Below are 24,130 nucleotides of genomic sequence, written 5' to 3'. Positions count from 1 at the left end.
ACGTGACTTCCTGACAGGAAGTCCGCGACACGCGTCATCCGGCGTACAAGCCGGCCCGGCGAGGCGCACACTGGGGCCTGTGACCGTCCGTAAACGGGTGGACGTCCGCGTCGAAGGCGTCGTGCAGGGCGTGGGGTTCCGTCCCTTCGTGTATTCGCTGGCCAGCAGGCTCGGCCTGGCCGGCCGCGTGCGCAACGACGTCGAGGGGGTGTTCATCGAGGTCGAGGGCGCCCTGGCCGGGGTCGAGGAGTTCCTGACCGCGCTGGAGCGCGACGCGCCCGCCCTGTCGGAGATCGAGAGCGTCACCGTCGTCAGCGGCCCGCCCGCGGGCCACCGGGGCTTCAGCATCGCCGCCGGCGACCCGGCCGGCCCGCGCCGCGCGCTCGTCCCGGCCGACCTGGCCACCTGCGACGACTGCCTGCGCGAGCTGGCCGACCCGGCCGGACGCCGCCATCGCTACCCGTTCATCGCCTGCGCCAACTGCGGGCCGCGCTTCACCGTCGTGCGCGGCGTGCCCTACGACCGGCTGCTGACCACCATGGCCGGGTTCGCGATGTGCGCCGACTGCTCGGCCGAGTACCACGACCCCGGCGACCGCCACTTCCGCGCGGAGTCCACCTGCTGCCCGGCCTGCGGCCCGTCCCTGCGTCTGCTGGACGCCCGCGGCGCCGAGCTGTGCGGCGACCCGGTCAGCGCCTGCGCGACCCTGCTGCGGGCCGGCCGCGTCGTCGCCGTCAAGGGGCTGGGCGGGTTCCACCTGGCCGTGGCCGCCGCCCACCAGGAGGCCGCCGCGGCGCTGCGGGCCCGCAAGCACCGCGCGGAGAAGCCGTTCGCCGTCATGGTCGCCGACCTCGACCAGGCCGGCCGGCTGTGCGCGGTCGACGGGCAGGGCGCCGCGCTGCTCACCGGTCGCGCGCGTCCGATCGTGCTGCTGCCCCGGTTGCCCGGCGCGCCCGTCGCCGACGCCGTCGCGCCCGGCAGCCGCGACCTCGGCCTGATGCTGCCCTGCACGCCGCTGCACCACCTGCTGCTCGCGGAGCTGGCCGGGCCGATGGTCCTGACCAGCGGCAGCGTCGGCGACGAGCCCATCGCCTACGAGGACGCCGACACGATCACCCGGCTCGGCGGCATCGCCGACGCCTTCCTCGTCCACGACCGGGCCATCCACGTCCCCGCCGACGACTCGGTGCTGCGCCCCTGGTCCGGCGGGCACACCGTGCTGCGCCGCGCCCGCGGCCACGCGCCCGAGCCGCTCACGCTGCGCCGTCCCGCGCCCCGCCCGGTGCTGGCCTGCGGCGCCGAGCTGCGCAGCACCTTCTGCCTGGTACGCGGCCGGCGCGCGTTCCTGTCCCAGCACATCGGCGACCTGGACGACCAGGAGACCCTGCGCTCCTTCGTCGAGGGCATCGACCACTTCTGCGGCCTGTTCGACATCCGTCCCGAGGTCGTCGCCCACGACCTCGACCCCGGCTACCTGTCCACCAGGCACGCCCTGGAGCTGACCGGCGTCGAGCTGGTCGGCGTCCAGCACCACCACGCCCACATCGCCTCCTGCCTGGCCGACAACGGCGAGACGGGCCCGGTGATCGGCGTGGCCCTCGACGGCCCCGGCCACGGCCTGGACGGCACGCTGTGGGGCGGCGAGTTCCTGCGCGCCGACCTGACCTCCTTCCACCGGCTCGGCCACCTGGCCCTGGTCCCGATGCCCGGCGGCGCCGCCGCGCTCCGCCAGCCGTGGCGCATGGCCGCCGCCTACCTGCGCGATGAGCACCCCGGCCTGGACGTCGTCCGCCGCAACGCCGCCCACTGGCCGGACGTGCTCGCCCGGACCCGCACCGGGCTGGGCGCGCCCATGACCTCCAGCGCCGGGCCGCTGTTCGACGCCGTCTCGGCGCTGCTCGGCATCCGGGACGCCGTCACCTACGAGGGGCAGGCGGCCGCCGAGCTCGAACAGCGCGCCGACCCGGCCGAGAGCGGCTCGTACCCGGCGACCATCACCGAGGGCGACCTGCTCGTCGTGCACGCCGCCGACCTCGTCCGGGCCGCCGCCGCCGACGTCGCGGCCGGGATCGCCACCGGCTCGATCGCGGGCCGCTTCCACAACGGCGTGGCCGACGCCGTCGTGCGCTGCTGCGTCATGATCAGGGACGGCGCCGGCCTGAACACCGTGGCGCTGTCGGGCTCGGTGCTGCAGAACGCGCTGCTGCTCGAACGGGCCGTCGAGCGCCTGCGCGGGGCCGGGTTCCGGGTGCTCACCCACATCCGGGTGCCGCCCGGCGACGGCGGCCTCAGCCTCGGCCAGGCCGCCGTGGCCGCCGCCCGGGACCGCTCCTCGTGACTTGGGGCCGGGCGCGCCCGCCGGGTGCCGGGGAACGCCGCCCGGCCCGTCCTAGCATGGCGATCATGCACTTCTTCAACCCCGGCCGCACGCCCTACGCCGAACGCGACCGTGAGCTGATCGGCGTGGAGCACGCCCGGCGCGCCCGCGCCCACTTCGCACGGCACCCCGCCTACCGGCCCACGCCCGTGCACACCCTGACCGATCTGGCCGGGGCGGGCACCGTGCACGTCAAGGACGAGAGCGGCCGCATGGGCCTGGGCAGCTTCAAGGCGCTCGGCGGGGCCTACGCCGTGCACCGGCTGTCCGAACGCGACGGCGGCGGCACGACGTACGTCTGCGCCAGCGCCGGCAACCACGGCATCTCCGTCGCGGCCGGGGCCAGGGAGCTCGGCGCGCACTGCGTGGTCTACCTCAGCGAGCAGGTGCCCGAGCCGTTCGCGCACCGGCTGCGCGCCCTGGACGCCGAGGTCCGCCGCGAGGGCGGCGACTACGACGCCAGCCTGGCCGCCGCCCTGCACGCCTCCCAGGAGCACGGCTGGCGCCTGGTCGCCGACACCTCCTGGGAGGGCTACGACGACATCCCCCTGGACGTGATGCGCGGCTACACCGTCCTGTTCGACGAGATCGAGATCCCGCCCACCCACGTGTTCGTGCAGGCCGGGGTGGGCGGGCTGGCCGCCGCCGCGGCCGGGTACACGCGCGACCGCTGGGGCGAGCAGCCGACGATCGTCGTCGTCGAGCCCGACGGCGCACCCTGCCTGCTGGAGAGCGCCCGCGCGGGACGGCCGGTGCACGCGACCGGCTCGCCCACGCGCCTGGGCCGGCTCGACTGCCTGGAACCGTCCCTGATCGCCTTCGACCTGCTGAGCCGCCAGGCCGACCTGTTCGTCACCGTGGCCGACGAGCAGGCCGCGCAGGCCGCCGCGCTGCTGGCCGAACGCGGGGTGGCGCTGTCGGAGTGCGGCGCGGCGGGGGCCGCCGGGCTGCTCGCCCTCGACCCGGGCACCCGCGAGGCGATCGCCCTGGGCCCGGCCGCGCGCGTGTTGCTGGTGGGAACGGAGGGACCTGTGGAACCAAAGTGATCAGCGGGTCGTCAAAGGGGCGTGCATCAAGCTAACCGGCCAAAGCATGCTCGGGGAGACGGCCGGTTGGCCGAGCTCGACCTGCTGCGCTTCCTCGCCGCCCTGGCGGTCGTCGCCTTCCACTACCTGGTGGCCTTCGCCTCGGTCTGGGGGGCCAGGCCCGCCGCGCTGTTCCCCGCGCTGGCGCCCTTCGCCGGGCTGGGCATCCTCGGCGTGGAGCTGTTCTTCGTCATCAGCGGGTTCGTCATCCTCATGACCGTGTGGGGGCGGGGGCTGGGGGCGTTCGCCCGGTCGCGGCTGGTGCGGCTCTACCCGGCGTACTGGCTGAGCCTCGGCGCGGTGGCGGCCCTGTACGGGCTGACCGGCGCGACCGCGCTGGACCCAAAACTTTCACCAGGCCAGTACCTGGTGAACGCCACCATGTTCCAGCGGCTGTTCAAGGTGGCCGACGCCAGCGGCGTCTACTGGTCGCTCTGGGCCGAGCTGCGGTTCTACCTGCTGATCGCGATCCTGGTGATCGTCGGCGTCACGTACGGGCGCGTGCTGGTCTTCTCGGGCATCTGGCTGGCCGCCGCGCTGGCCGCCAGGTTCGTGGAGAACGATCTGCTGAAGGAGATCGTCATGCCCGACTACGCCCCCTACTTCGTCGCCGGCATGGCCCTGTATCTCATCCACCAGAACCGCAAGGCCCTGCTCCCGTGGCTGTACGTCGCAGCCGGATACGCCATGGCCGTGCCCGCCGCGCTGGGCCGCGTGCACCGCCGCATCGACGCCGCCGGGTTCAAGAACATGCCCGTCACCGACACCAGCGTGATCGTCACCCTCACCCTGATCTTCGCCGCCATGGCCCTGGTCGCCCTCGGCCTCATCCGCCTCAAACCCTCCAGGACGCTCACCGCGCTGGGCGCCACCACTTACCCGCTTTACCTCTTCCATGGGGTCACCGCGGCGGCGCTCATCCCGCTGCTCACCGGCGACCTGCCCCCCTGGGCGGTGGCCCTGGTCACGACTCTGGCCGCCGTCGTGCTGTCGTATCTGATCTACTCCTTTGCCGAACGGCCGATCCAGCGACTCCTCAAGCCCCGCAGATCACCGCAAACCACAACAAGCTCCGCCGTACAGATTCAGAAGGCGTCGGTGCCATAACTCTGTGGCCTCGGGGCACTGTGAAGGGCATAGGCTCGGGCATATAAACGGCGGATAGGCAGATCCGGACGAACAGAGGGTGTTGCATGACGGTGCGTCGGGTGATGGGCATCGAGACCGAATACGGCATCTCCGTACCAGGTCAGCCAGGCGCCAACGCGATGGTGACCTCCTCCCAGGTCGTGAACGCCTACCTGGCCGCCTCGGCGGCCCGCGCGCGCAGAGCGCGCTGGGACTTCGAGGAGGAGAACCCGCTGCGCGACGCGCGCGGCTTCGACCTGGCCCGCGAGGTCGCCGACCCCAGCCAGCTCACCGACGAGGACCTCGGGCTGGCCAACGTCATCCTCACCAACGGGGCCAGGCTCTACGTCGACCACGCTCATCCGGAGTACTCCTCGCCGGAGTGCACCAACCCGCGGGCCGCGGTCATCTGGGACAAGGCCGGGGAGCGCGTGATGTACGACGCGGCCACCCGCGCCTCGGCGATCCCGTCCAACGCGCCGATCCAGCTCTACAAGAACAACACCGACGCCAAGGGCGCCTCCTACGGCTGCCACGAGAACTACCTGATGCGGCGCGCCACGCCGTTCGCCGACATCGTCCGGCACCTGACGCCGTTCTTCGTCTCGCGGCAGGTCGTCACCGGCGCGGGCAAGGTCGGCATCGGCCAGGACTCCCGCGGCGAGGGCTTCCAGATCAGCCAGCGCGCCGACTTCTTCGAAGTCGAGGTCGGCCTGGAGACCACGCTCAAGCGGCCCATCATCAACACCCGCGACGAGCCGCACGCCGACCCGGAGAAGTACCGCCGGTTGCACGTGATCATCGGCGACGCCAACATGTCGGAGATCTCCACCTATCTCAAGCTCGGCTCCACCGCGCTCGTCCTGGCCATGATCGAGGAGGGCTTCCTGACCCGCGACCTGGCCGTGGAGAACCCCGTCCAGTCGTTGCGGGCGGTCAGCCACGACCCGACCTGCCGCTACGAGATCCCGATGCGCGACGGCCGCAAGCTCACCGCCGTGCAGCTCCAGATGGAGTACCTGGAGCAGGCCCGCAAGTACGTCGAGGAACGCGGCACCGCCCAGGACGAGATGAACAAGGACGTCCTCGACCGCTGGGAGTCCGTGCTCACGCGCCTGGCCGAGGACCCGATGCAGCTCTCGCGCGAGCTCGACTGGGTCGCCAAGCTGGAGCTGCTGGAGGGCTACCGCACCCGCGACAGCCTGCCCTGGTCCCACCCGCGGCTGCAGCTCGTCGACCTCCAGTACTCCGACATCCGCCCCGACCGCGGCCTGTACAACCGGCTCGTGGCGCGCGGGCGCATGCAGCGCCTGATCAGCGAGGAGGAGGTCGAGCGCGCGATCGAGCTGCCGCCGACCGACACCCGCGCCTACTTCCGCGGGCGCTGCCTGAGCCAGTACAGCGAGTCGGTGGCCGCCGCCTCCTGGGACTCGGTGATCTTCGACATCCCCGGCCGGGAGTCCCTGCAGCGCGTGCCCACGCTGGAACCGCTGCGCGGCACCAAGGCGCACGTCGGCGAGCTCTTCGACCGCTGCCGCACCGCGGCCGAGCTGGTCGCGGCGCTGACCGGCAACGGGGAGTAGCCGAAGCCCCGGGCCGTCCCGGGGCTCACAGCAGGCCGATGCCGAGCGTCAGCGTGCCCGCGGCCAGTGACGCGCCGCCCACGGCGGTCAGCCAGATCAGCCGGTTCGGCTTGGTGTCGCGCGGACGCAGCACCGACAGGAAGAAGCCCAGCGGCATCAGGATGGGCGCGGCCACGATGAGCGTGCGCGTCAGCGCCTTCAGGCCTTCGGACAGGCTCGCCTGGTCCACGTACACCATCGCGACCAGGCTGAACAGCACCAGGACGCCCGCGTGCGCGTGCCCGGCCCGCCACAGGCCCCTGCGGACGGGGTTGTCCAGATAGCCCGGCTCGTTGCGCATGAGGAACCGCAGCAGGGTCACGCCGCCGAACGCGACGCCGGGGACTGTGATGAGGAGCACACCTGCCGTGTGCAGCGACGAAGGTGACATGTCGGGATCTCCTTGTGTATAGGTGGATCCATTATTGGATAGGAGCGCTATCCAGTCAAGCCGCCAAGATCGCAGGGTGTTCGACGCGAAATGTCGTCCGGTTCGGGGAAGATATGCCTTGGAGGCAGTCCCCCAAGCGGAGGTAGGACATGGCAACCAAGGACACCGGCGGGCAGAAGCAGACCGGCCGGCGTGAGGCCGAAGTTGAGGAGACCGAGGCCTCGGCGGCGCCGGACGTGCAGGAGCGACAGGAGAAGCTCACTGACGATGTGGATGCGATCCTGGACGAAATCGACGAAGTGCTCGAAGAGAACGCAGAGGAATTCGTGCGTTCCTATGTGCAAAAGGGTGGCGAGTAGGGCCAGTAGGGCCTTGTCCTCACCGCTCTGACCATGGGGAAGGATGAGCCCCGGCCGATGCGGCCGGGGCTCACTCCTCGGACCAGCCCAGTGCTGTTCAGTCGGGCGCCGTGTAGTCGACCGCCACGCCGAGCAGCCGGACCGGGCGGTCCAGGTCGAAGCGGCCCAGCGCGGCGAGCGCCGCCTCGGTCAGCGCGCCGGCGTCGGCCGTGGGCTCCGGGAGCGTGCACTGCCGGGTACGGGTCAGGAACGGGGTGAAACGCACCTTGACCGTCACCCGCGCGCAGAGACGCCCCGCCGCCACGGCGTCGCGGGCGACCTGCCCGGCCAGATCGGCCACCTGCCCGGCGACGGCCTCACGATCGGTGAGGTCGCGGGGGAAGGTGATCTCGCGGCTGTGACCGCGGGCCACCCAGGGAGTGGTGTCCACCTCGGCCTCGCCCTTGCCGAGGGCCAGATAGCGGTACCAGGGGCCGTTCACCGGACCGAAGGCGCGGGCCAGCTCGGCGGGGTCGGCGGCGGCCAGGTCGGCGACCGTGCGCAGGCCGAGCCCGGCGAGCTTCTTCGCCGTCCGGGCGCCGATGCCCCACAGCGCGTCGGTCGGCCGGTCGTTCATCACCTCCGCCCAGTTCTCGCCGGTCAGGCGGTAGACGCCGGCCGGTTTGGCGAAGGCCGAGGCCAGCTTGGCCTGGTGCTTGTTGTCGCCGATGCCGACCGAGCAGCTCAGCGTGGTGCGGTCGAGCACGACCCGCCGCAGGTCGGCCGCCAGCGCCTCGGGGTCGTCGGTCGTGGCGCCGACGAACGCCTCGTCCCAGCCCCAGACCTCCACCAGCACCGGCAGGTCGCGCAGGGCGGCCATGACGCGCTCGGAGGCGGCCTCGTAGGCGGGCGGGTCGCTGGGCAGGAAGACGGCGTCCGGGCAGCGCCGCAGCGCCGTGCGCAGCGGCATGCCGGAGCGCACGCCGTGCGCGCGGGCCTCGTAGGTGGCGGTCGCGGCGACCGTGCGCGGCTGGGCGGGGTCGCCGGAACCGCCCACGACGACGGGCCTGCCGCGCAGCTCGGGATGGCGCAGCAGCTCGACGGCGGCGATGAACTGGTCGAGGTCGACGTGCAGGATCCAGGCCCTGGCCATGGGTCCAGTATGCGAGGCGGGCCGCCCCGGGGTCACAGCAGCCGGTCGTCGCGGTACACCAGGGCGCGGCGCGGCACGGCCCAGCGGGCGGCGCCGAGCGGCGGCTCCTCGCCCTCCGGCACGACGGTCTGGATGAGCGCGTCCGGGGACTCCAGGGTGATGAGGGTGTGGGTGCCCATGTTCTCCAGGACGGAGACGACGCCGGGGAAGGCGTCCGGGCGCTCGGCGGGGGACAGGTCCATGTACTCCGGGCGTACGCCGTACGTCACGGGGACGTCGTCGTCCGGGGTCAGGCCCGCGGGCAGCGGGCGCAGGGCGCCGGCCACCTTGAGCCCGGAGCCGGTGACCTCGGCGGGCAGCAGGTTCATCGGGGTGGAGCCGATGAAGGAGGCCACGAACGTGGTGGCCGGCCGGTGGAAGATCTCCGCCGGCGTGCCCACCTGGATCATCGAGCCCCTGGACATGACGGCGATGCGGTCGGCCAGCGCGAGCGCCTCGGCCTGGTCGTGGGTGACGAACACGGTGGTGACGGCCAGCTCCCGCTGCAGCCGCTTGAGGAAGGTGCGCGCCTCCAGGCGCAGGCGGGCGTCGAGGTTGGACAGCGGCTCGTCGAACAGGAAAGCGGCCGGGTGGCAGGCGATCGCGCGGGCCAGCGCCACCCGCTGCTGCTGGCCGCCGGACAGCTCGGACGGACGCCGCAGCAGCAGCTCGGTGAGGCTGAGCCGGGCCGCGACCTCGGCTGCCTTCTCCGCCCGCCGGGCGCGGGGCACCTTCCTGATGCGCAGCGGGTAGGCGATGTTGGCGGTGACGTCCATGTGGGGGAAGATCGCGTAGTCCTGGAAGACCATGGCGACGTCGCGCTCGCCCGGCGGCAGCGCGGTGACGTCCTTGCCGTTGATGGCGACGGTCCCGGAGGTGGGGGTCTCCAGGCCGGCGATGCTGCGCAGGAGGGTGGTCTTGCCGCAGCCGGAGGGGCCGAGCAGGGCGAAGAACTCGCCGTCCTCGATGGTGAGCGCGAGGCCGTCGAGCGCGCGTACGCCCCCGGGGAACACCTTGGTCAGGCCGTGCAGGGAGATCAACGCTTGATTCCTCCGTGGAAGCGGAAACCGTACCGCTGGGAGACGAACAGGTACATCAGCACCACCGGCAGGGAGTACAGCAGCGAGAAGGCGGAGATGAGGTCGAGCCGGGGCGCGCCGCCCTCGGTGTAGAGCGTGTAGAGGATGATCGAGCCGGGCGCCTTCTCGGGGTCGCGCAGCAGGATGAACTGGAACAGGAACCCGCCCCACACGCTGGCCAGCGCCCACACGGCGATGGTCGCCAGCCCCGGCCGGACCAGCGGGACCACGATGTGCCGCAGGATCTGCAGCGACGAGGCGCCGAAGACCCGGGCCGACTCCTCGTAGGAGGTGGGCGTCTCGTCCATGAAGTCCTTGAGGATGAAGATCGCGGCCGGCAGCAGACCGGCCGAGACCACGAGGACGACGCCGAGATGGGTGTCGATGAGACCGAGCCGGGTGGCCAGCTCGAAGATCGGCACCATCGCCGCGGTGCCGGTGACCACGGACGACAGCAGCAGGAGCAGGTAGAGCAGCACGTCGCGGCCGGGCAGCCGGACCCGCGACAGGGCGTAGGCGGCCAGCGCCGACAGGACGACGACCAGCACCGCCGCCCCGCCCCCCTGGATCAGCGAGTTGCGTATCGAGCCCAGCGCGTACGGGTTGTCCAGGACGGCGGCGAAGTTGCGCAACGTGAACTCGGGGATCGACGTGGTGATCGTCGGCGTGTCGTCGAAGGGCGCGCTGGCCAGCCAGAGCATGGGCAGCGCGAAGAAGGCCAGGACGACGGCGACGAACACGGTGGCGGCCAGCCGTCCGAGCGTGTGGCGGATCATGCGGGCGGTCCTCCGGCGGCGGCGACCTCCCGGGTGCGGCGGCGTCCGCGCAGCAACCGCAGGTAGGCCAGGGCGAAGACGAGGTTGATCAGCAGGATGAGGAAGGAGATGGCGGCGCCGACGCCGAGCTGGCCGTCCTGGAGCGCGACGCGGTAGACGTACACGGGCAGGATCTCCGAGCGGCCCTCGGGCCCGCCGCCGGTCAGCACGAACGGCGTGAAGTCGTTGAACGTCCACAGGCTGATCAGCAGCAGGTTCGTCAGGACGTGCCGTCTGATGGCGGGCAGCACCACGTCGCGCAGCTGCTGCGGCACGCTCGCGCCGGCCAGCCTGGCGGTCTCCAGGTGCGAGGGCGGCACGTTCTCCAGGGCGGCCGAGTAGAGCATCATCGAGAACGCGGTGCCGCGCCACACGTTGAAGACGATGATCGACAGCAGCGGGTAGTCCAGCAGCCAGGCGAACCCGGGCGTGTGCAGCAGGGCGTTGAGCGTGCCGTCGTCGCGGTCGAGCAGCGCGAACCACAACATGCCGACCACGGTGCTGGGCAGGATCCACGACAGCAGCACCGCGCCCTCGACGACCCGGCGCAGCGGGCCGGTGCGCGAGCGCAGGATCCAGGCCAGGGCGAAGCCCAGCCCGGCCTGCCCGACGACGGCCGAGCCGCCGACGTACAGCAGGGTGAGCCACAACGAGGACAGGAAGCGCGGGTCGGCGAGCGTGGCGGTGTAGTTGTCCAGGCCGACGACCCGGGGGTCGGCGGCGGCCAGGCCGGTCAGCCGGTAATCGGTCAGGCCGAGGTAGATGGTCCACAGGGCGGGGAAGAGCAGGAAGACGCCGATCAGGACCAGGGCGGGCAGGACGAACGCGACCGCCCTGCCCCGGCCCAGCCCCGCGGCGTCAGCCGCCGACGTTGGCCGCGCCACCGACCAGTCCCTCCAGCTTGCTCCGGTACGCCGCGGCCGCCTCGTCGGCGCTCTTCCCGGCCACGACGGCCGCGGTGGCCTCCTGCAGGGCGGTGGAGACCTGCGGGTAGACGGCCAGGCCCGGCCGGTAGGCGGTGATGGGCAGCACCTCGTCGGCGACGAACTTGAGCATGGGGTCGGCGCTCAGCACCTCTTCGTTGACGTCGGTGCGGGCGCTGACACGGGCCTGCCCGGCCAGCTGCGACTTGGTCGCGGCGGCCGAGTGCATGAAGGCCAGCAGCTCCCAGGCCGCCTTGGGGTTCTTGGAGAAGGGGTTGAGCACGCGCACGGCCCCGCCGGACATGCTGACGAAGTCCTGGCCGCGGATGCCGCCGCCGGGCTGCCTGGCCGGGATCTTGGCGTAGCCCACGACCTGGTCGCGGTCGGGCATGGGGGCGACCCCGGCCTTGGGCTCGATGACCGAGCGCCAGAAGTAGTCGCTCTCGGCCAGGATGGCGATCTTGCCGGCGGCGAACTGCGCGAAGGACTTGTCCCGGCCCTTGGCCTCCTGCTGGAGCTTGGGGTCGCCGAGCCCGCTGCCGCCGTAGATCTGCTGGTAGAAGCCGAGGACGTCCTTGACGGCCTGGGAGGCGCCGGTCCACTTGCCGGAGGCGTAGATCTCCGCCCCGGCGCCGGCCAGCAGGGGCAGCACGCCCTGCATGGTGGTGGCCTCGCCCATGGCGGTGCCGGCGTCGATCTGGACGGGCGTGGGCACCCCGGCCGCCTTGAGCTTGACACCGGCGTCGATGATCTGCTGCCAGCTGGTCGGCTGCCAGGTCTCGGGCAGCCCGGCCTTCCTGAACAGCGCCTTGTTGTAGAACAGCACGCGGCCGTCGGTGCCCTGGGGCAGGCCGTACTTCTTGCCGTCGAAGATGCCGAGGCCCTGGACGGCCTGCGGGATCTGCGACCAGCCCTCCCACTGCTCGACGCCGGCGCCGCCGACCTCGGTGAGCGGCTTGATGTATCCGGCCTGGGCGAACTCGCCGACCCAGATGCCGTCGAGGTCGATGACGTCGGCCCCGGTCCTGGACTTGAGGTCCAGAGCGATCTTGGTCTTGTACTGCTCGTCGTCCACGCCGTTGCCCTGGAAGAGCACCTTGACGTTCTGGTGGGTCTTCTCGAACTCGGGGATGACCCACTTCTTGATCCACGTGGCGGACTCGGAGTTCTTGCCGCCCTCGATGGAGTTGGCGGTGATGGTGAGGGTGATGCTGCCCCCGGACTGGTCGCCGGAGCCGCAGGAGGTGAGGGCCAGGACGGCTGCTGCCGCGACGAGCGCGGGCCGGCTGGGGAGTCGCAAGTCGGCCTCCTGTTCAGGACGTGCAGACATACCGACAATCGCACGGGGTGTGGCGGGCGTAAAGAAACGATCTGATGAACGGTTCGCCGTGAGCTGATCGTGGGAAGTGCAGACAGCAGCGCAACATGAGTAGGGTCGGCCTAGAGACACTGATGTTGGGAGGGAGTCGCGTGGCATCGAACAGGGATCTGCCCGTCGGCCTGGTGGACCAGCTTTTCCGAAACTCAGGGAACTCCTCGTTCACCGAGTTCGTCGGCTCGTACGCGCCCGAGTTGCTGCCGCAGCGTCACCAGGCGCTGGCCACTCCGATCGGCGACCAGGTCCCGCACGCGACCACGATCGTGGCCGCCACCTTCGCCGGCGGCGTGGTGATGGCGGGCGACCGGCGGGCCACGTCGGGGAACATCATCTCGCAGCGTGACATCGAGAAGGTGTTCCGCGCCGACGACTACTCGTGCATGGGCATCGCGGGCACGGCCAGCACCGGCATCGAGATGGCCCGCCTCTACCGCGTGGAGCTGGAGCACTACGAGAAGATGGAGGGCCGCACGCTGTCGGTGGCGGGCAAGGCCAACCGCCTGGCCACCATGATCCGCGGCAACCTCGGCATGGCGATGCAGGGCCTGGTGGTGGTGCCGCTGTTCGCGGCCTACGACCCCGACCGCGACGAGGGCCGCATCTTCAGCTACGACGTGGCGGGCGGCCCCTACGAGCGCGACCGGTTCGACGCCATCGGCTCCGGCTCGATCTTCGCCCGCGGCTCGCTGAAGAAGCTCTACCGCGACGGCGCCTCGGCCGACGACATGGTGATGACGGTGATCCAGGCCCTTTACGACGCGGCCGACGACGACTCGGCGACCGGCGGGCCCGACGTGTCCAGGAAGATCTGGCCGATCGTGTCGGTGATCGACGCCGACGGCTTCCGCAGGCTGACCGACCAGCAGGTGGCCGCCAAGGTCGAACAGATGCTGGAGGCCCGGATGATCTCGCCCGACGGCCCCATCGCCCCGCTGCGCTAGAAAGGACCACTGCCCGTGTCCATGCCTTTTGGATATGCGTCCCCTGAGCAGATCATGCGGGACAAGGCCGACTACGCGCGCAAGGGCATCGCGCGGGGCCGGTCGGTCGTCGTGTTGCAGTACGTCGACGGCATTCTGTTCGTGGCGCCCAACCCGTCGCGGGCGCTGCACAAGATCAGCGAGATCTACGACCGCATCGGGTTCGCCGCCGTCGGCCGCTACAACGAGTTCGAGGAGCTGCGCCTCGGCGGCATCCGCTACGCCGACATCAACGGCTACACCTACGACCGCTCCGACGTGACCGGCCGCGGGCTGGCCAACCTCTACGCCTCCAACCTGGGCCGCATCTTCACCGAGTCGATCAAGTCGCTGGAGGTGGAGGTCGTCGTCGCCGAGGTCGGCGACAGCCCCGACGGCGACGCCATCTACCGGCTGACCTTCGACGGCTCGGTGTTCGACGAGCACGGCTTCGCGGCCATGGGCGGCCAGGCCGACGCCGTGGCCGGGCGGCTCAAGGAGCGCTACCGCGAGTCGATGTCGCTGGCCGACGCCCTCGAGGTGGCGCTGACGGCGCTCACCGAGCCGGGCGGCGAGCGGCCGCCGGTCGCCCAACTGGAGGTCGCGGTGCTCGACCGCAACCGCGAGCACCGCAAGTTCCTGCGGCTGACGGGCGCACGCCTGGAGCGCCTGCTCGCCCAGACGACGACGTCCACCACGCCGTCCAGCACGCCGCCCAGCACGCCGCCCGAGGCCCCGGCGACCGGGCCCGCGGCGGAGCCGTCCGAGACGCCGGAGACCCCGCCCACCACCCCGCCCGCCACGCCGCCCACCGCGCCGCCGACCGGTCCGCCCACGGGCCCCGAGGGCGACGTCGACGACGGCTCCGGGCCGCTCTGAGCCTTCCGAGACCGCCGGGACAGGGCGGGGGCCGCCATGGCGGCCCCCGCCCTGTCCCATGAGCTCACCGCCCGCCACAGGGGCCCGCGCTGTGTGACCTGTATCACCCGCATGGCGGTGAACCGCGGGGCGCGAGGTGGGATCTCAGCAAGCGTGAACACAACGATGCGCACCCTCCTCGCCGGCGGCACCGCCGCCGCCGCGCTGCTGGCCTCCGGCGTCGCCGCCCACGCGGCCACCACGACGGCCACCGCGGGCGCCGCCACGACCGGTAAGACGGCCACGGCCTACCCGGCGTACAAGAAGCCCGCGATCTTCGGCACGAGCTTCCAGGCCGACCCCGGCCACGACTTCACCAAGGGCATCTCCTCCCGCCGCAGCGGCATCCTGCGCGGCTGGATCACCGACGTGCGCGACGGCGTCGCCGAGTACGAGCCCATCAAGTGGAAGCGGTCCAAGACCACCGAGGGCTACTTCGTCGGCCCGCCCGAGGGCGACGTGACGGCCTACGCCTCCCCGATCGCCAAGGACGTCGTCTTCCTGTCGGCCTACGGCTGCAAGCCGACGATGGCGGCCATGACCGTCGACCGCAACACCGGCCTGGGCGCCAAGCGCTGCCCCACGTCCGTCCTGGTCAAGCGGCACGACAAGCAGCGGCAGCCGTCGCTCATCACGGTGCACAAGGGCAAGATCGTCAAGGTGCAGGAGATCTACACCCCGTGATCCCGGCTCCGCGCTTCGCGGGGGCGGGCGCGGACCTGGTAAAACCCACCCAGCAAATCTGGCAAATGGGACGTCCGCCGGAAAACACCTGTGAAGATCTCTCCCGATCGCCGATCCGTGGGCATAGTGTGAGGTGATGGATCGTCGCATCTTCGGGCTGGAGAACGAGTACGGCGTGACCTGCACGTTCAGGGGACAGCGCAGGCTGTCCCCCGACGAGGTCGCGCGCTACCTGTTCCGGCGGGTCGTGTCCTGGGGCCGATCGAGCAACGTCTTCCTCCGCAACGGCGCACGTCTCTACCTCGACGTGGGCAGCCATCCTGAGTACGCAACACCCGAGTGTGACAACGTCATCGAACTCGTCACCCACGACAAGGCGGGCGAGCGCATCCTTGAAGGCCTTCTCGTCGACGCCGAGAAACGCCTGCGCGAAGAGGGCATCGCGGGTGACATCTACCTGTTCAAGAACAACACCGACTCGGCCGGCAACTCCTACGGCTGCCACGAGAACTACCTGGTGGGCCGGCACGGCGAGTTCGGCCGCCTGGCCGACGTGCTGATCCCGTTCCTGGTGACCCGGCAGATCGTGTGCGGGGCGGGCAAGGTGCTCCAGACGCCGCGCGGCGCCGTCTACTGCGTCTCGCAGCGGGCCGAGCACATCTGGGAGGGCGTCTCCAGCGCCACCACCCGGTCCCGGCCGATCATCAACACCCGCGACGAGCCGCACGCCGACGCCGAGCGCTTCCGCCGCCTGCACGTGATCGTCGGCGACTCGAACATGAGCGAGACCACGATGCTGCTCAAGGTCGGCGCGACCGACCTGGTGCTGCGCATGATCGAGGCCGGCACGGTGATGCGCGACCTGTCCCTGGAGAACCCGATCAGGGCCATCCGCGAGGTCTCCCACGACATGACCGGCCGCCGCCGGGTGCGCCTGGCCAACGGCCGGGAGGCCTCCAGCCTGGAGATCCAGCAGGAGTACCTGTCCAAGGCCCAGGACTTCGTCGACCGGCGCGGCGGCGACGCCATCACCCGCCGGGTGCTGGAGCTGTGGGAGCGCACGCTGCGCGCGGTCGAGACCGGCGACCTCGACCTGGTCTCGCGCGAGATCGACTGGGTGACCAAATACCAGCTGATCGAGCGCTACCGCAAGAAGTACGACCTGCCGCTGTCCTCGCCCAGGGTGGCCCAGCTCGACCTGGCCTACCACGACGTCCACCGCAAGCGCGGCCTGTTCTACCTGCTGCAGAAGCGCGGCTCGGTCGAGCGGGTGGCCTCCGACCTGAAGATTTTCGAGGCCAAGTCGGTGCCGCCGCAGACCACCAGGGCGCGCCTGCGCGGCGAGTTCATCCGCAAGGCGCAGGAGAAGCGGCGCGACTTCACCGTCGACTGGGTTCACCTGAAGCTGAACGACCAGGCCCAGCGCACGGTGCTGTGCAAGGACCCCTTCCGCAGCGTGGACGAGCGCGTCGACAAGCTCATCGCCGGCATGTGAGGCAACGGCCGGGGTGTGGTGTTTACCTCGGCCCTACCTCGATGTCGGGTAGGGTGACGCGAATCTGACGTCTTTTCCGAGGGAAATCCATGCGCCGCGCTCTGGCCGTACTGGCAGCCGTGCCTTTGATGTTCTTCGCCGCAGCGTGCGGCGACACCGACGCCGGGGCGAACGGAGGCGCCGCCACCAGCACCGGCTCGGCCGGGCTCACCGTCACCGGGAACGTGGGCGTCAAGCCCACGGTGACCTTCCCCGCCGGCTCGCCGGCGACGAAGTCCTCCTACCAGGTGATCCAGCCGGGCACCGGCCCCGAGGTCAAGACCGGCGACAAGCTGATCGTCAACCTGACCGTCTACAACTGGGACGGCAAGGGCAACGCGATCCAGGGCTCCTCCTACGACACCAAGCAGCCCGAGACGGTCCCCGTCAACGAGCAGCTGCCGCAGGTGCTGCGCGACGGCTTCACGAAGGTCAAGCACGGCGGCCGGCTGCTGGCCGTGCTGGCCAACGACTCGGCTCCGGCGGGCCAGGCCACGGCCGGCGCCGAGCCGACGAAGGTGTTCGTGCTCGACGTGGTCGGCGCCCGGCCGCCCGCGCTGAAGGCGGCCACGGGCAAGGAGACCGGCCAGACCCTCAAGGGCGTCAAGGTGGACAACCCGGGCGGGGAGAAGGCCCCGACGCTGACCACCAAGACCGACGAGAAGCCGTCCAAGGAGCTGGTGGTCAAGACCCTCATCGAGGGCACCGGCGCCAAGGTGCAGCCCACCCAGACGCTGACGGTCCACTACACGGGCAAGATCTGGGGCACCGACAGCCAGTTCGACTCCAGCTGGGAGCGCGGCGAGCCGGCCGAGTTCCCGCTCGCGAACGTGATCCAGGGCTGGCAGAAGGGCCTGGCCGGGGTGCCGGTCGGCAGCCGGGTCGTGATGAGCATCCCGCCGGACCTCGGCTACGGCGACCAGGCCCAGGACAAGATCCCCGCCAAGAGCACGCTGGTGTTCGTGGTCGACGTGCTGGCGGCCTCCTGACCGGGTGATCTCCTGACGGGCCGTCCGACGAGGCGGTAGCATCTCGTGGCCCGGTGGCCTCTCGCCGCCGGGCCGCTTCGTCGTGGGAGGGCAGATGCGCCGCCGTACGATCGTGCCGTCGCTGGCGCTGCTGCTTCTGCTGGCCGCCGCCTGCACGGGCCCGACGGCCGGCGGCCCCGCACCCGAGGCGGAGCGGAAACTCGACCTGAAGGTGGGCGGCGCGTTCGGCGCCCGGCCCACGATCGTCTTCCCCGCCGGCCGGCCCGCCGCCGATCTCCAGGTCGCCGAGCTGACCACGGGCGGCGGCGACCGGCTGAGCGACGACGACGTCGCGGTCGTCCAGTACACCGCGCACGTCTGGGACGGCCGTGACAACCGCCTGGTCGACTCCAGCTTCAACCGGGGCGCCCCGGCGGCCTTCCCGGTGGGCTCGCTGCTGCCGGGGCTCGGCAGGGCGCTGCGCGGCCGTACGGTGGGCAGCAGGGTGCTCGCGGCCGTCCCGCCCGACCAGGGCTTCGGCGCAGCCCCGCCGCGTGGCCTCGGCCCGGCCGACGACCTGGTCTACGTCGTGGACATCCTGGGCGCCCACCGCAAGGGCGCCTCGGTCGAGGCGGCCGGCGGGTCGCTGGCCGGCGTCCGCGTGACCGGCGGCGAGCGGCCGAAGGTGACGATCCCGGACGCCGCGCCGCCGCGCGCCTTCACGGCCAAGGTCCTGCGGCGGGGGAGCGGCAGCCCGGTGCGGGCCGGCCGGCTCCTGGTCACCCAGTACGAGGGCGCGATCTGGGCCCGGCGCGAGGTCTTCGACGCCACCTGGTCGACCGGCCTGCCGAAGGCGTTCCGGATCGGCGACGGCACCGTGATCAAGGCGTGGGACAAGGCGCTGGACGGGGTGCCGGTCGGCAGCCGGGTGCTGATGATCGTCCCGCCCGCCTACGGCTACGGCGCGCCGGGCCATCCCGCGTACGGGATCAAGGGCTCCGACACCCTCGTGTTCGTCGTGGACGTCCTGGCCGCCTACTGAGGCTCCGTAGACTCCGGCTGTGAGCAGTGACGACGACCTGCAGGCGCTCGGCCTGCTGCACGACCCCGTGCGCCGCAGCCTGTACGAGGCCGTGACGGCCGGCGGCGGCGACGTCGGCAGGGGCGAGGCGGCCGAGGCGGCCGGCGTGTCCAGGACGCTGGCCGGCCACCACCTCGACAAGCTCGTCGAGGCCGGGCTGCTGGAGAGCGGCTTTCGCCCCCAGGACAGGAAGGGCCCGGGCAGCGGCCGCCCGGCCAAGGTCTACCGCAGGGCCAAGGGCGAGCGCACGGTCAGCCTGCCCCCGCGCGACTACGCGACGCCCGCCGCGGTGCTGGCCGACGTGGTGGAGCTGCTCGGCGCCGAGGAGCAGGCCGAGCAGGCGGCCCGCCGGGCGGGCGCGCGCATCGGCAGGGGACGCGGCGGCGAGCCCGTCGACCGGGTGCTGCGCGAGCGCGGCTACGAGCCCTACGACGAGGGCGGCGCGCTGCGGCTGCGCAACTGCCCCTTCCACCTGCTGTCCCAGGAGCAGCCGCTGCTGGTGTGCTCGATGAACCTGGCGCTGTGCCAGGGGCTGCTGGAGGGCATGGGGGAGGACCCGGGCAGGGCGCGGCTGGATCCGCGGCCGGGGGAGTGCTGCGTCTCGCTTTCTAAAACAAATGAAGATTGACATAGAAGCCGTGAGAGTGATGTGCTGAGCCCCATGCATCTGGCCCAGCTCAACGTCGCGCACCTGCGCGCGCCCATCGACGCCCCCGAACTCGCCGAGTTCGTCGCCCTGCTCGAACCCGTCAACGCCGTCGCCGACGAGGCCCCCGGCTTCGTGTGGCGGATGAAGGAGAGCGAGAGCGACCCCACCGCCACCGTCACGCACGACTACGGCGACCACCTGCTGATCAACTTCTCGGTCTGGGAGTCGCTGCAGACCCTGTGGGACTTCACCTACCGCAGCGTGCACCTGGGCGTGCTGCGCCGGCGCAGGGAGTGGTTCCTGCGCGTGGCCGAGCCCTACATGGTGATGTGGTGGGTGCCCGAGGGGCACATCCCCTCGCTGGCCGAGGGCATGCGGCGGCTGGAACGCCTCAGGACCCAGGGGCCGAGCCCCGAGGCGTTCACGTACAAGGACTCCTACGACAGCAGCGAGGCCGCCAGCCTGCCCGCCGCCGCCGAGGTCAGGAAGTAGGGCAGGTCCTCCTCCAGGCCCCTGCCCATGGTGGACAGCTTCACGGGCGCGGCGCGCAGCGCCTCGTGCAGGCCGTCCACCGGCACCGGCACCAGCCGGTGCCGGGCCGCCAGCGGCCCGGCCTGCTCGCGCACCCGCTCGCCGAACGCGCCGGGCAGCTGCGGCACCGCCACGTCGGCCGGCGACAGCGCGACCCGGCCGTAGGCGGTCAGCGAGTGGTGGGAGACGCCGACGTGCCGCTCGCGTGCGTCGCCCTCGCTGACCCGCAGCGCCGCCACCGGACGGCCGCCCAGCACCCCGGCGGCGTTGACCGCCTCGCCCGCCGCCACGCCCGAGAAGCCCCAGCGGGTGCCCGTGCCCAGGTTGCCGGGGCCCTGCGTGACGATCGCCACGTCGGCCCGCAGCACGTGCCTGGCCGCCAGCAGCCCCGTGTGGACGGTGACCGTCTCGACGTCGCCGCCGAACGCCTGACCCGTCGTCACCACCCCGGCCAGCCAGCCGGTCTCGCGCAGCCGGGCCGCCGACATCGAGAACCAGGCGGGCAGCGCGCCGCCGTCCTGCATCACGTACGCCACCCGCAGGCCGGGGGCGCCGTCGTACAGGCCGGACAGGATCGGGGCCAGCGCGGAGTGCAGGTCGGCCACGATCACCGGCATCCCGGCCAGGTCGTCGGCCTCGCTCAGGACGTCGTGGAACGGCGAATCCTGCTCGTCGGCGCCCAGCACCGTGGCCTGCAGCGGCGTGTAGCGTGCCTTCACCAGGTGCCCTGGTCCGACCGGATCTTGCGGCAAACGGTTCGGGACGGCCACCACCATGGCGTAACCTCCCGTACCGAGACCCATCGCGAGTGCGGTCGTGTTGAGCAGTACCTCGTCACCGGGTTCCGGGCGGCCCACCAACGGGGGGTAGGCCAGTGCCCGGCACTCACCTTCGGGGACGGCGACATCCAGCTCCACCGCTCCCGGCCACTCGCGTCGGATCCGGACAACCTCGCCCTTGCGCCATCTGATCACGGGGGCAGGGTAGCGTCGATGAAGGAGGAGTGAGGCAGATGTCGCGCCGTAAGACCGAGCGGTTGCTGAATCTGGTGATCTGCCTGCTCGCCACCCGTCGCCCGCTGTCGGCCGAGCAGATCCGCCAGGCGGTTCCCGGCTACGACCGCGACGGCGACGAGGCGTTCCAGCGCATGTTCGAACGCGACAAGAACGAGCTGCGCGAGATCGGCATCCCCATCGACGTCGTACGCGACCCGTGGGAGGACGAGCCGGGCTACCGCATCGACCCGCAGTCCTACGAGCTGCCGGAGATCACCCTGGAGCCCGACGAGGCCGCCGTGCTGGGCCTGGCGGCGCAGGTGTGGCAGCGGGCCAGCCTGGCCGAGGCCGCCTCGGGGGCGCTGCTGAAGCTGCGCGCCGCCGGCGTGGCCACCGACGAGCCGGTCGGCGGCCCGATCGGCGGCGGCGCCCTGGAGCTGCGCGTCGACACCCGTGACCCGGCCTTCCCCGCCCTGTGGGACGCCGTGCGCGACCGCCGCGTGGTGCGCTTCGACTACCGCGCCTCCGGCAGCGAGACCGTGCGCGCCCGCACCGTCGAGCCGTGGGGCGTGGTGAGCCGGCGCGGGCGCTGGTACCTGGCCGGGTTCGACCGCGACCGCGCCGCGCCGCGCGCCTTCCGCCTCAGCCGTATCGCCGGGCCGGTCACCGCCCTCGGCCGCCCCGGCGCCGTCGAGGTGCCCCACGGGGTCGACCTGCGGGCCATGGTCGGCTTCCCCGAGGAGCCCGTGGACGAGCGCGTCGCCGTCATCCGGGTGCGCCGGGGCACCTGCGAGGGCCTGCGCCAGCTCGCCAGGGCCGTGCACCCGCGCGCCGACGGCTGGGACGAGGCCGAGCTGGCCTTCGCCGACCCCGAACGCCTCGCGGGCTGGATGGCCAGCCTCGGCGCCGACGTCGAGGTGGTCGGGCCGCCCGACGCCCGCGAGGCCGTCATCCGCCGTCTGAAGGGAGCCCTGGCATGAGCGGTTCGGCTGACCGGCTGCCCAGGCTGCTGGCGCTGGTGCCGTACCTGATGTCCCACCCGGGGGCCCAGGTCGGCGAGGTCGCCGAGGTGTTCGGGCTGAGCGAGAAGCAGCTCATCGACGACCTGCAGCTGGTGTGGATGTGCGGCCTGCCCGGCCACACCCCCGGCGACCTCATCGACGTCTCCTGGGACGGCGGCGAGATCATCATCGACAACGCCGACACCATCGCCCGGCCGCTGCGGCTCGGCATCGACGAGGCCAGCGCGCTGCTGGTCGCGCTGCGCATGCTGGCCGCCACGCCCGAGCTGGCCGACGTGGCCGCCGGCGACGCGCTGCCGCGCGTGGTGGCCAAGCTGGAGCGCGCCGCGGGCGAGGGCGCGGCCACCGTCAGCAGCCAGGTCGCCTTCGACGTCGAGGCCGCCCCCGACGCGCTCGGCCGGGTGCGCGAGGGGCTCACCGCCCGGCGCCGGCTGTCGCTGCGCTACTACGTGCCGGGGCGCGACGAGGTCACCCCGCGTGAGGTCGACCCGACCCGGGTCGTGGTCGCCGACGGCCGCACCTACCTGGAGGGCTGGTGCTACCGGGCCGAGGCGATGCGGCTGTTCCGGCTCGACCGGGTGCTCGGCGTCGACGTGCTCGACGTGCCGGCCGACCCGCCGGCCGAGGCCGAGCCCATCGACGTCACCCGCGGCGTCTTCCGTCCCTCGCCGACCGACGAGCTGGTCGAGCTGGAGGTCAGCGCCGCCGGGCGGTGGGTGGCCGAGTACTACCCGTGCGAGGAGGTCACCGAGCTCGGTGAAGGACGGCTGAAGATCTCGTTGCGGGCGCGTGACGAGGACTGGATCGTCAAGCTGGCGCTGCGGCTCGGCGACACCGGCCGGGTGCTCTTCCCGCCCGCGATGGCCGAGACCGTGCGCGAGGAGGCCGAGCGGGCCCTGGCCCTGTACGCTCAGCACCCATGACGTGGATCTTCTTGGCCGCCGGGCTGGTCCTGGCCGGGCTGGCCGTGCTCGGCGTCGCGGGCGCCCGGGCCGCCGCCGCGGCACGCACCCTGACGAGGGAGGTCGCCGCGGCGAAGGCGCGTCTGGAGCGGGGGCAGCCCAGATTGACGCCCCGGAAGGATGAGACCACGGCCCCTGGGGGCGTACCATCGGGGCTGAAGACCGGCACTCGCTGATAAAGGACGTTTCATGTCGAACCTTGGAGTTCCCGAGCTCCTGATCATCGCAGGCGTGCTCGTCCTGCTGTTCGGTGCCAAGAAGCTGCCCGACGTGGCCAGGGGCGTCGGCAGGTCGCTGCGCATCTTCAAGTCGGAGACCGCCAAGCTCCGCGATGACGACGACGACACGCCCCACACCACGGTCCAGGCGCAGCAGGCCCCGGCTCCGGCTCCGGCCCAGCAGCCCGCACCGCAGCCGATCACCCCCGCTCCCGCCCCGGCCCCCGCCGCCGCCCCGGCGCTCTCGGCCGAGGAGCAGGCCCGCCAGCTCGAGGAGCAGGCCGCCCGCCTGCGCGCCAGCGCCGCCCAGGCCGACAAGCAAGGCTGACCCCCCTTCCTCCTCCTTCACCCCTGGACGTGCGAATGGCGCTGCTCAAACGGTCGAGAGAGTCCGGATCGGCCCCCGACCCCGAGGGCCGGATGCCGCTCATGGAGCACCTGCGCGAGTTGCGCAACAGGCTGCTCATCTCGGTTCTCGCGGTGGTCGTGGGCATCGTCGTCGGCTGGATGCTGTTCGACCCGGTGTGGGAGGCGCTGCGCGCGCCCTACTGCGAGACGGTGCAGTCGCGCCAGCTCAACGGTCACTGCAGCCTGGTCTACAACGGCATCTTCCAGTCCTTCTTCATCACCCTGAAGGTCTCGGCGATGGTGGGCGTCGTGGTGGCCTCACCGGTCTGGCTCTACCAGATCTGGGCCTTCGTCACCCCGGCCCTCTACCGCAACGAGAAGCGCTACTCCATCGCGTTCCTCGGCCTGGCCGTCCCGCTGTTCGTGTTCGGCGCGGGCCTGGCCTACGTCATCATGGACACCAGCCTCGGCATCCTGCTGAGCTTCTCGCTCGAGGACACCGTCGCGACGATCTCGATCGACGAGTACCTCGACTACGTCCTGATCATGTTGTTGATCTTCGGCGTGTCGTTCGAGCTGCCGTTGCTGCTGGTCTTCCTCAACGTCATCGGCGTCCTGTCCCACGCGGCCGTCAAGAAGCACCGGCGTACGGTGATCTTCGCGATGTTCGTCTTCGGGGCGGTCATCACCCCCGGTGGCGACCCGCTCACCATGATGGCGCTGGCCGCGCCGATGATCATCCTGTACTTCCTCGCCGAGCTCTTCATGTACGTGCGGGAGCGCCGCAGGCCCGCGGGCGAGGACTTCTCGCACCTGTCCGACGACGAGGCCTCGCCGCTGGCCGACACCCCGTCCGACATCGCGTCCGACACCGCGTCCCACCCTGCGTCCGACACCGAGGATTCCGACGGCGCCCGATAGGCGATAGGTTCC

25 protein-coding genes are annotated in these 24,130 nt (G+C 71.8%); 18 read left to right on the top strand and 7 right to left on the bottom strand.

Annotated elements, in window-relative coordinates; translation table 11 throughout:
- Window positions 1-79: 79 nt before the first annotated feature.
- The 4 genes from hypF to dop all read left to right on the top strand — a co-directional run bounded on the left by hypF (window position 80) and on the right by dop (window position 6,173).
- Window positions 80-2,338 (top strand): carbamoyltransferase HypF, encoded by a 2,259-nt coding sequence (gene hypF / locus ACFYYW_RS31355; protein ID WP_387653959.1) that lies wholly within the window; start codon window positions 80-82, stop codon window positions 2,336-2,338.
- A gap of 65 nt (window positions 2,339-2,403) precedes the next feature.
- Window positions 2,404-3,423 carry a pyridoxal-phosphate dependent enzyme gene (locus tag ACFYYW_RS31350; RefSeq protein ID WP_387653957.1) on the top strand — a complete coding sequence of 340 codons (1,020 nt, stop codon included), beginning with the start codon at window positions 2,404-2,406 and terminating at the stop codon, window positions 3,421-3,423.
- A 66-nt stretch (window positions 3,424-3,489) separates the two neighbouring features.
- Complete coding sequence (locus tag ACFYYW_RS31345) at window positions 3,490-4,569, top strand: acyltransferase family protein (RefSeq protein WP_387653955.1); 1,080 nt, start codon at window positions 3,490-3,492, stop codon at window positions 4,567-4,569.
- Between the two features lie 86 nt (window positions 4,570-4,655).
- Window positions 4,656-6,173 (top strand): depupylase/deamidase Dop, encoded by a 1,518-nt coding sequence (gene dop / locus ACFYYW_RS31340; protein WP_352327588.1) that lies wholly within the window; start codon window positions 4,656-4,658, stop codon window positions 6,171-6,173.
- Window positions 6,174-6,198: 25 nt separating this feature from the next.
- On the opposite strand, the gene ACFYYW_RS31335 is transcribed toward dop, so the two are convergent.
- Window positions 6,199-6,603, bottom strand: coding sequence for a hypothetical protein (locus ACFYYW_RS31335; RefSeq protein ID WP_387653952.1), 405 nt, complete (start codon window positions 6,601-6,603; stop codon window positions 6,199-6,201).
- Window positions 6,604-6,752: 149 nt separating this feature from the next.
- Between ACFYYW_RS31335 and ACFYYW_RS31330 the strand changes: the two genes are divergently transcribed.
- Entirely contained in the window at window positions 6,753-6,962 is a 210-nt protein-coding gene (locus ACFYYW_RS31330; RefSeq protein WP_132622197.1) for a ubiquitin-like protein Pup, read from the top strand.
- 97 nt (window positions 6,963-7,059) lie between these two features.
- Here ACFYYW_RS31330 and ACFYYW_RS31325 read toward each other — a convergent pair whose 3' ends face one another.
- The 5 genes from ACFYYW_RS31325 to ACFYYW_RS31305 are packed head-to-tail and all read right to left on the bottom strand — an operon-like array spanning window position 7,060 to window position 12,250.
- The gene (locus ACFYYW_RS31325) at window positions 7,060-8,094 is read right to left on the bottom strand and encodes a DNA polymerase IV (RefSeq protein ID WP_387653950.1); all 1,035 of its coding nucleotides are present in this window, start codon (window positions 8,092-8,094) and stop codon (window positions 7,060-7,062) included.
- A gap of 32 nt (window positions 8,095-8,126) precedes the next feature.
- On the bottom strand, window positions 8,127-9,173 hold the full coding sequence (locus tag ACFYYW_RS31320; protein WP_387653947.1) for an ABC transporter ATP-binding protein: 1,047 nt from the start codon (window positions 9,171-9,173) through the stop codon (window positions 8,127-8,129).
- On the bottom strand, window positions 9,170-9,988 hold the full coding sequence (locus ACFYYW_RS31315) for a carbohydrate ABC transporter permease (RefSeq protein WP_352364067.1): 819 nt from the start codon (window positions 9,986-9,988) through the stop codon (window positions 9,170-9,172). The genes ACFYYW_RS31320 and ACFYYW_RS31315 overlap by 4 nt, the downstream gene beginning before the upstream one ends.
- Entirely contained in the window at window positions 9,985-10,911 is a 927-nt protein-coding gene (locus ACFYYW_RS31310) for a carbohydrate ABC transporter permease (RefSeq protein ID WP_387653944.1), read from the bottom strand. The genes ACFYYW_RS31315 and ACFYYW_RS31310 overlap by 4 nt, the downstream gene beginning before the upstream one ends.
- Complete coding sequence (locus tag ACFYYW_RS31305; RefSeq protein WP_387653941.1) at window positions 10,886-12,250, bottom strand: extracellular solute-binding protein; 1,365 nt, start codon at window positions 12,248-12,250, stop codon at window positions 10,886-10,888. The genes ACFYYW_RS31310 and ACFYYW_RS31305 overlap by 26 nt, the downstream gene beginning before the upstream one ends.
- 170 nt (window positions 12,251-12,420) lie before the next feature.
- Between ACFYYW_RS31305 and prcB the strand changes: the two genes are divergently transcribed.
- The 8 genes from prcB to ACFYYW_RS31265 all read left to right on the top strand — a co-directional run bounded on the left by prcB (window position 12,421) and on the right by ACFYYW_RS31265 (window position 19,613).
- Window positions 12,421-13,269: a proteasome subunit beta gene (gene prcB / locus ACFYYW_RS31300; RefSeq protein WP_387653939.1), complete on the top strand. Its 849-nt coding sequence runs from the start codon at window positions 12,421-12,423 to the stop codon at window positions 13,267-13,269.
- A 21-nt stretch (window positions 13,270-13,290) separates the two neighbouring features.
- Window positions 13,291-14,166: a proteasome subunit alpha gene (gene prcA, locus ACFYYW_RS31295; protein WP_387653936.1), complete on the top strand. Its 876-nt coding sequence runs from the start codon at window positions 13,291-13,293 to the stop codon at window positions 14,164-14,166.
- A 153-nt stretch (window positions 14,167-14,319) separates the two neighbouring features.
- Complete coding sequence (locus ACFYYW_RS31290) at window positions 14,320-14,889, top strand: hypothetical protein (RefSeq protein ID WP_387653933.1); 570 nt, start codon at window positions 14,320-14,322, stop codon at window positions 14,887-14,889.
- Window positions 14,890-15,025: 136 nt separating this feature from the next.
- Window positions 15,026-16,384, top strand: a complete 1,359-nt coding sequence (gene pafA / locus ACFYYW_RS31285; RefSeq protein ID WP_125642647.1) for a Pup--protein ligase — start codon at window positions 15,026-15,028, stop codon at window positions 16,382-16,384.
- Window positions 16,385-16,512: 128 nt separating this feature from the next.
- Entirely contained in the window at window positions 16,513-17,412 is a 900-nt protein-coding gene (locus ACFYYW_RS31280) for an FKBP-type peptidyl-prolyl cis-trans isomerase (protein ID WP_387654297.1), read from the top strand.
- Window positions 17,413-17,506: 94 nt separating this feature from the next.
- Entirely contained in the window at window positions 17,507-18,433 is a 927-nt protein-coding gene (locus tag ACFYYW_RS31275) for an FKBP-type peptidyl-prolyl cis-trans isomerase (RefSeq protein ID WP_387653929.1), read from the top strand.
- Window positions 18,434-18,452: 19 nt separating this feature from the next.
- Window positions 18,453-19,100: a helix-turn-helix domain-containing protein gene (locus ACFYYW_RS31270; protein WP_364341809.1), complete on the top strand. Its 648-nt coding sequence runs from the start codon at window positions 18,453-18,455 to the stop codon at window positions 19,098-19,100.
- A gap of 33 nt (window positions 19,101-19,133) precedes the next feature.
- Window positions 19,134-19,613, top strand: a complete 480-nt coding sequence (locus ACFYYW_RS31265; protein WP_387653926.1) for a DUF3291 domain-containing protein — start codon at window positions 19,134-19,136, stop codon at window positions 19,611-19,613.
- Here the strand turns inward: ACFYYW_RS31265 and ACFYYW_RS31260 are convergent.
- Entirely contained in the window at window positions 19,559-20,626 is a 1,068-nt protein-coding gene (locus ACFYYW_RS31260) for a DUF3866 family protein (RefSeq protein ID WP_387653923.1), read from the bottom strand. The two genes, ACFYYW_RS31265 and ACFYYW_RS31260, sit on opposite strands and share 55 nt — an antisense overlap.
- A 38-nt stretch (window positions 20,627-20,664) precedes the next feature.
- Between ACFYYW_RS31260 and ACFYYW_RS31255 the strand changes: the two genes are divergently transcribed.
- The 5 genes from ACFYYW_RS31255 to tatC are packed head-to-tail and all read left to right on the top strand — an operon-like array spanning window position 20,665 to window position 24,118.
- A complete protein-coding gene (locus ACFYYW_RS31255; protein WP_352328580.1) occupies window positions 20,665-21,627 on the top strand; it encodes a WYL domain-containing protein in 963 nt (320 codons plus the stop codon).
- Window positions 21,624-22,592, top strand: coding sequence for a helix-turn-helix transcriptional regulator (locus tag ACFYYW_RS31250; protein ID WP_387653920.1), 969 nt, complete (start codon window positions 21,624-21,626; stop codon window positions 22,590-22,592). Before ACFYYW_RS31255 ends, ACFYYW_RS31250 begins: the two co-directional genes overlap by 4 nt.
- A complete protein-coding gene (locus tag ACFYYW_RS31245) occupies window positions 22,589-22,807 on the top strand; it encodes a hypothetical protein (protein ID WP_387653918.1) in 219 nt (72 codons plus the stop codon). Before ACFYYW_RS31250 ends, ACFYYW_RS31245 begins: the two co-directional genes overlap by 4 nt.
- A 13-nt stretch (window positions 22,808-22,820) precedes the next feature.
- Entirely contained in the window at window positions 22,821-23,177 is a 357-nt protein-coding gene (gene tatA, locus ACFYYW_RS31240; RefSeq protein ID WP_387653915.1) for a Sec-independent protein translocase subunit TatA, read from the top strand.
- A gap of 35 nt (window positions 23,178-23,212) precedes the next feature.
- Window positions 23,213-24,118, top strand: a complete 906-nt coding sequence (tatC, locus tag ACFYYW_RS31235) for a twin-arginine translocase subunit TatC (protein ID WP_387653912.1) — start codon at window positions 23,213-23,215, stop codon at window positions 24,116-24,118.
- Window positions 24,119-24,130 lie beyond the last annotated feature (12 nt).

Origin of the sequence: Nonomuraea sp. NPDC001831, from assembly GCF_042892035.1 — a bacterium.
GTDB lineage: Bacteria > Actinomycetota > Actinomycetes > Streptosporangiales > Streptosporangiaceae > Nonomuraea.
The sequence above is the reverse complement of the archived record's forward strand: the minus strand, read 5'-3'. Positions and strand labels throughout refer to the sequence as shown.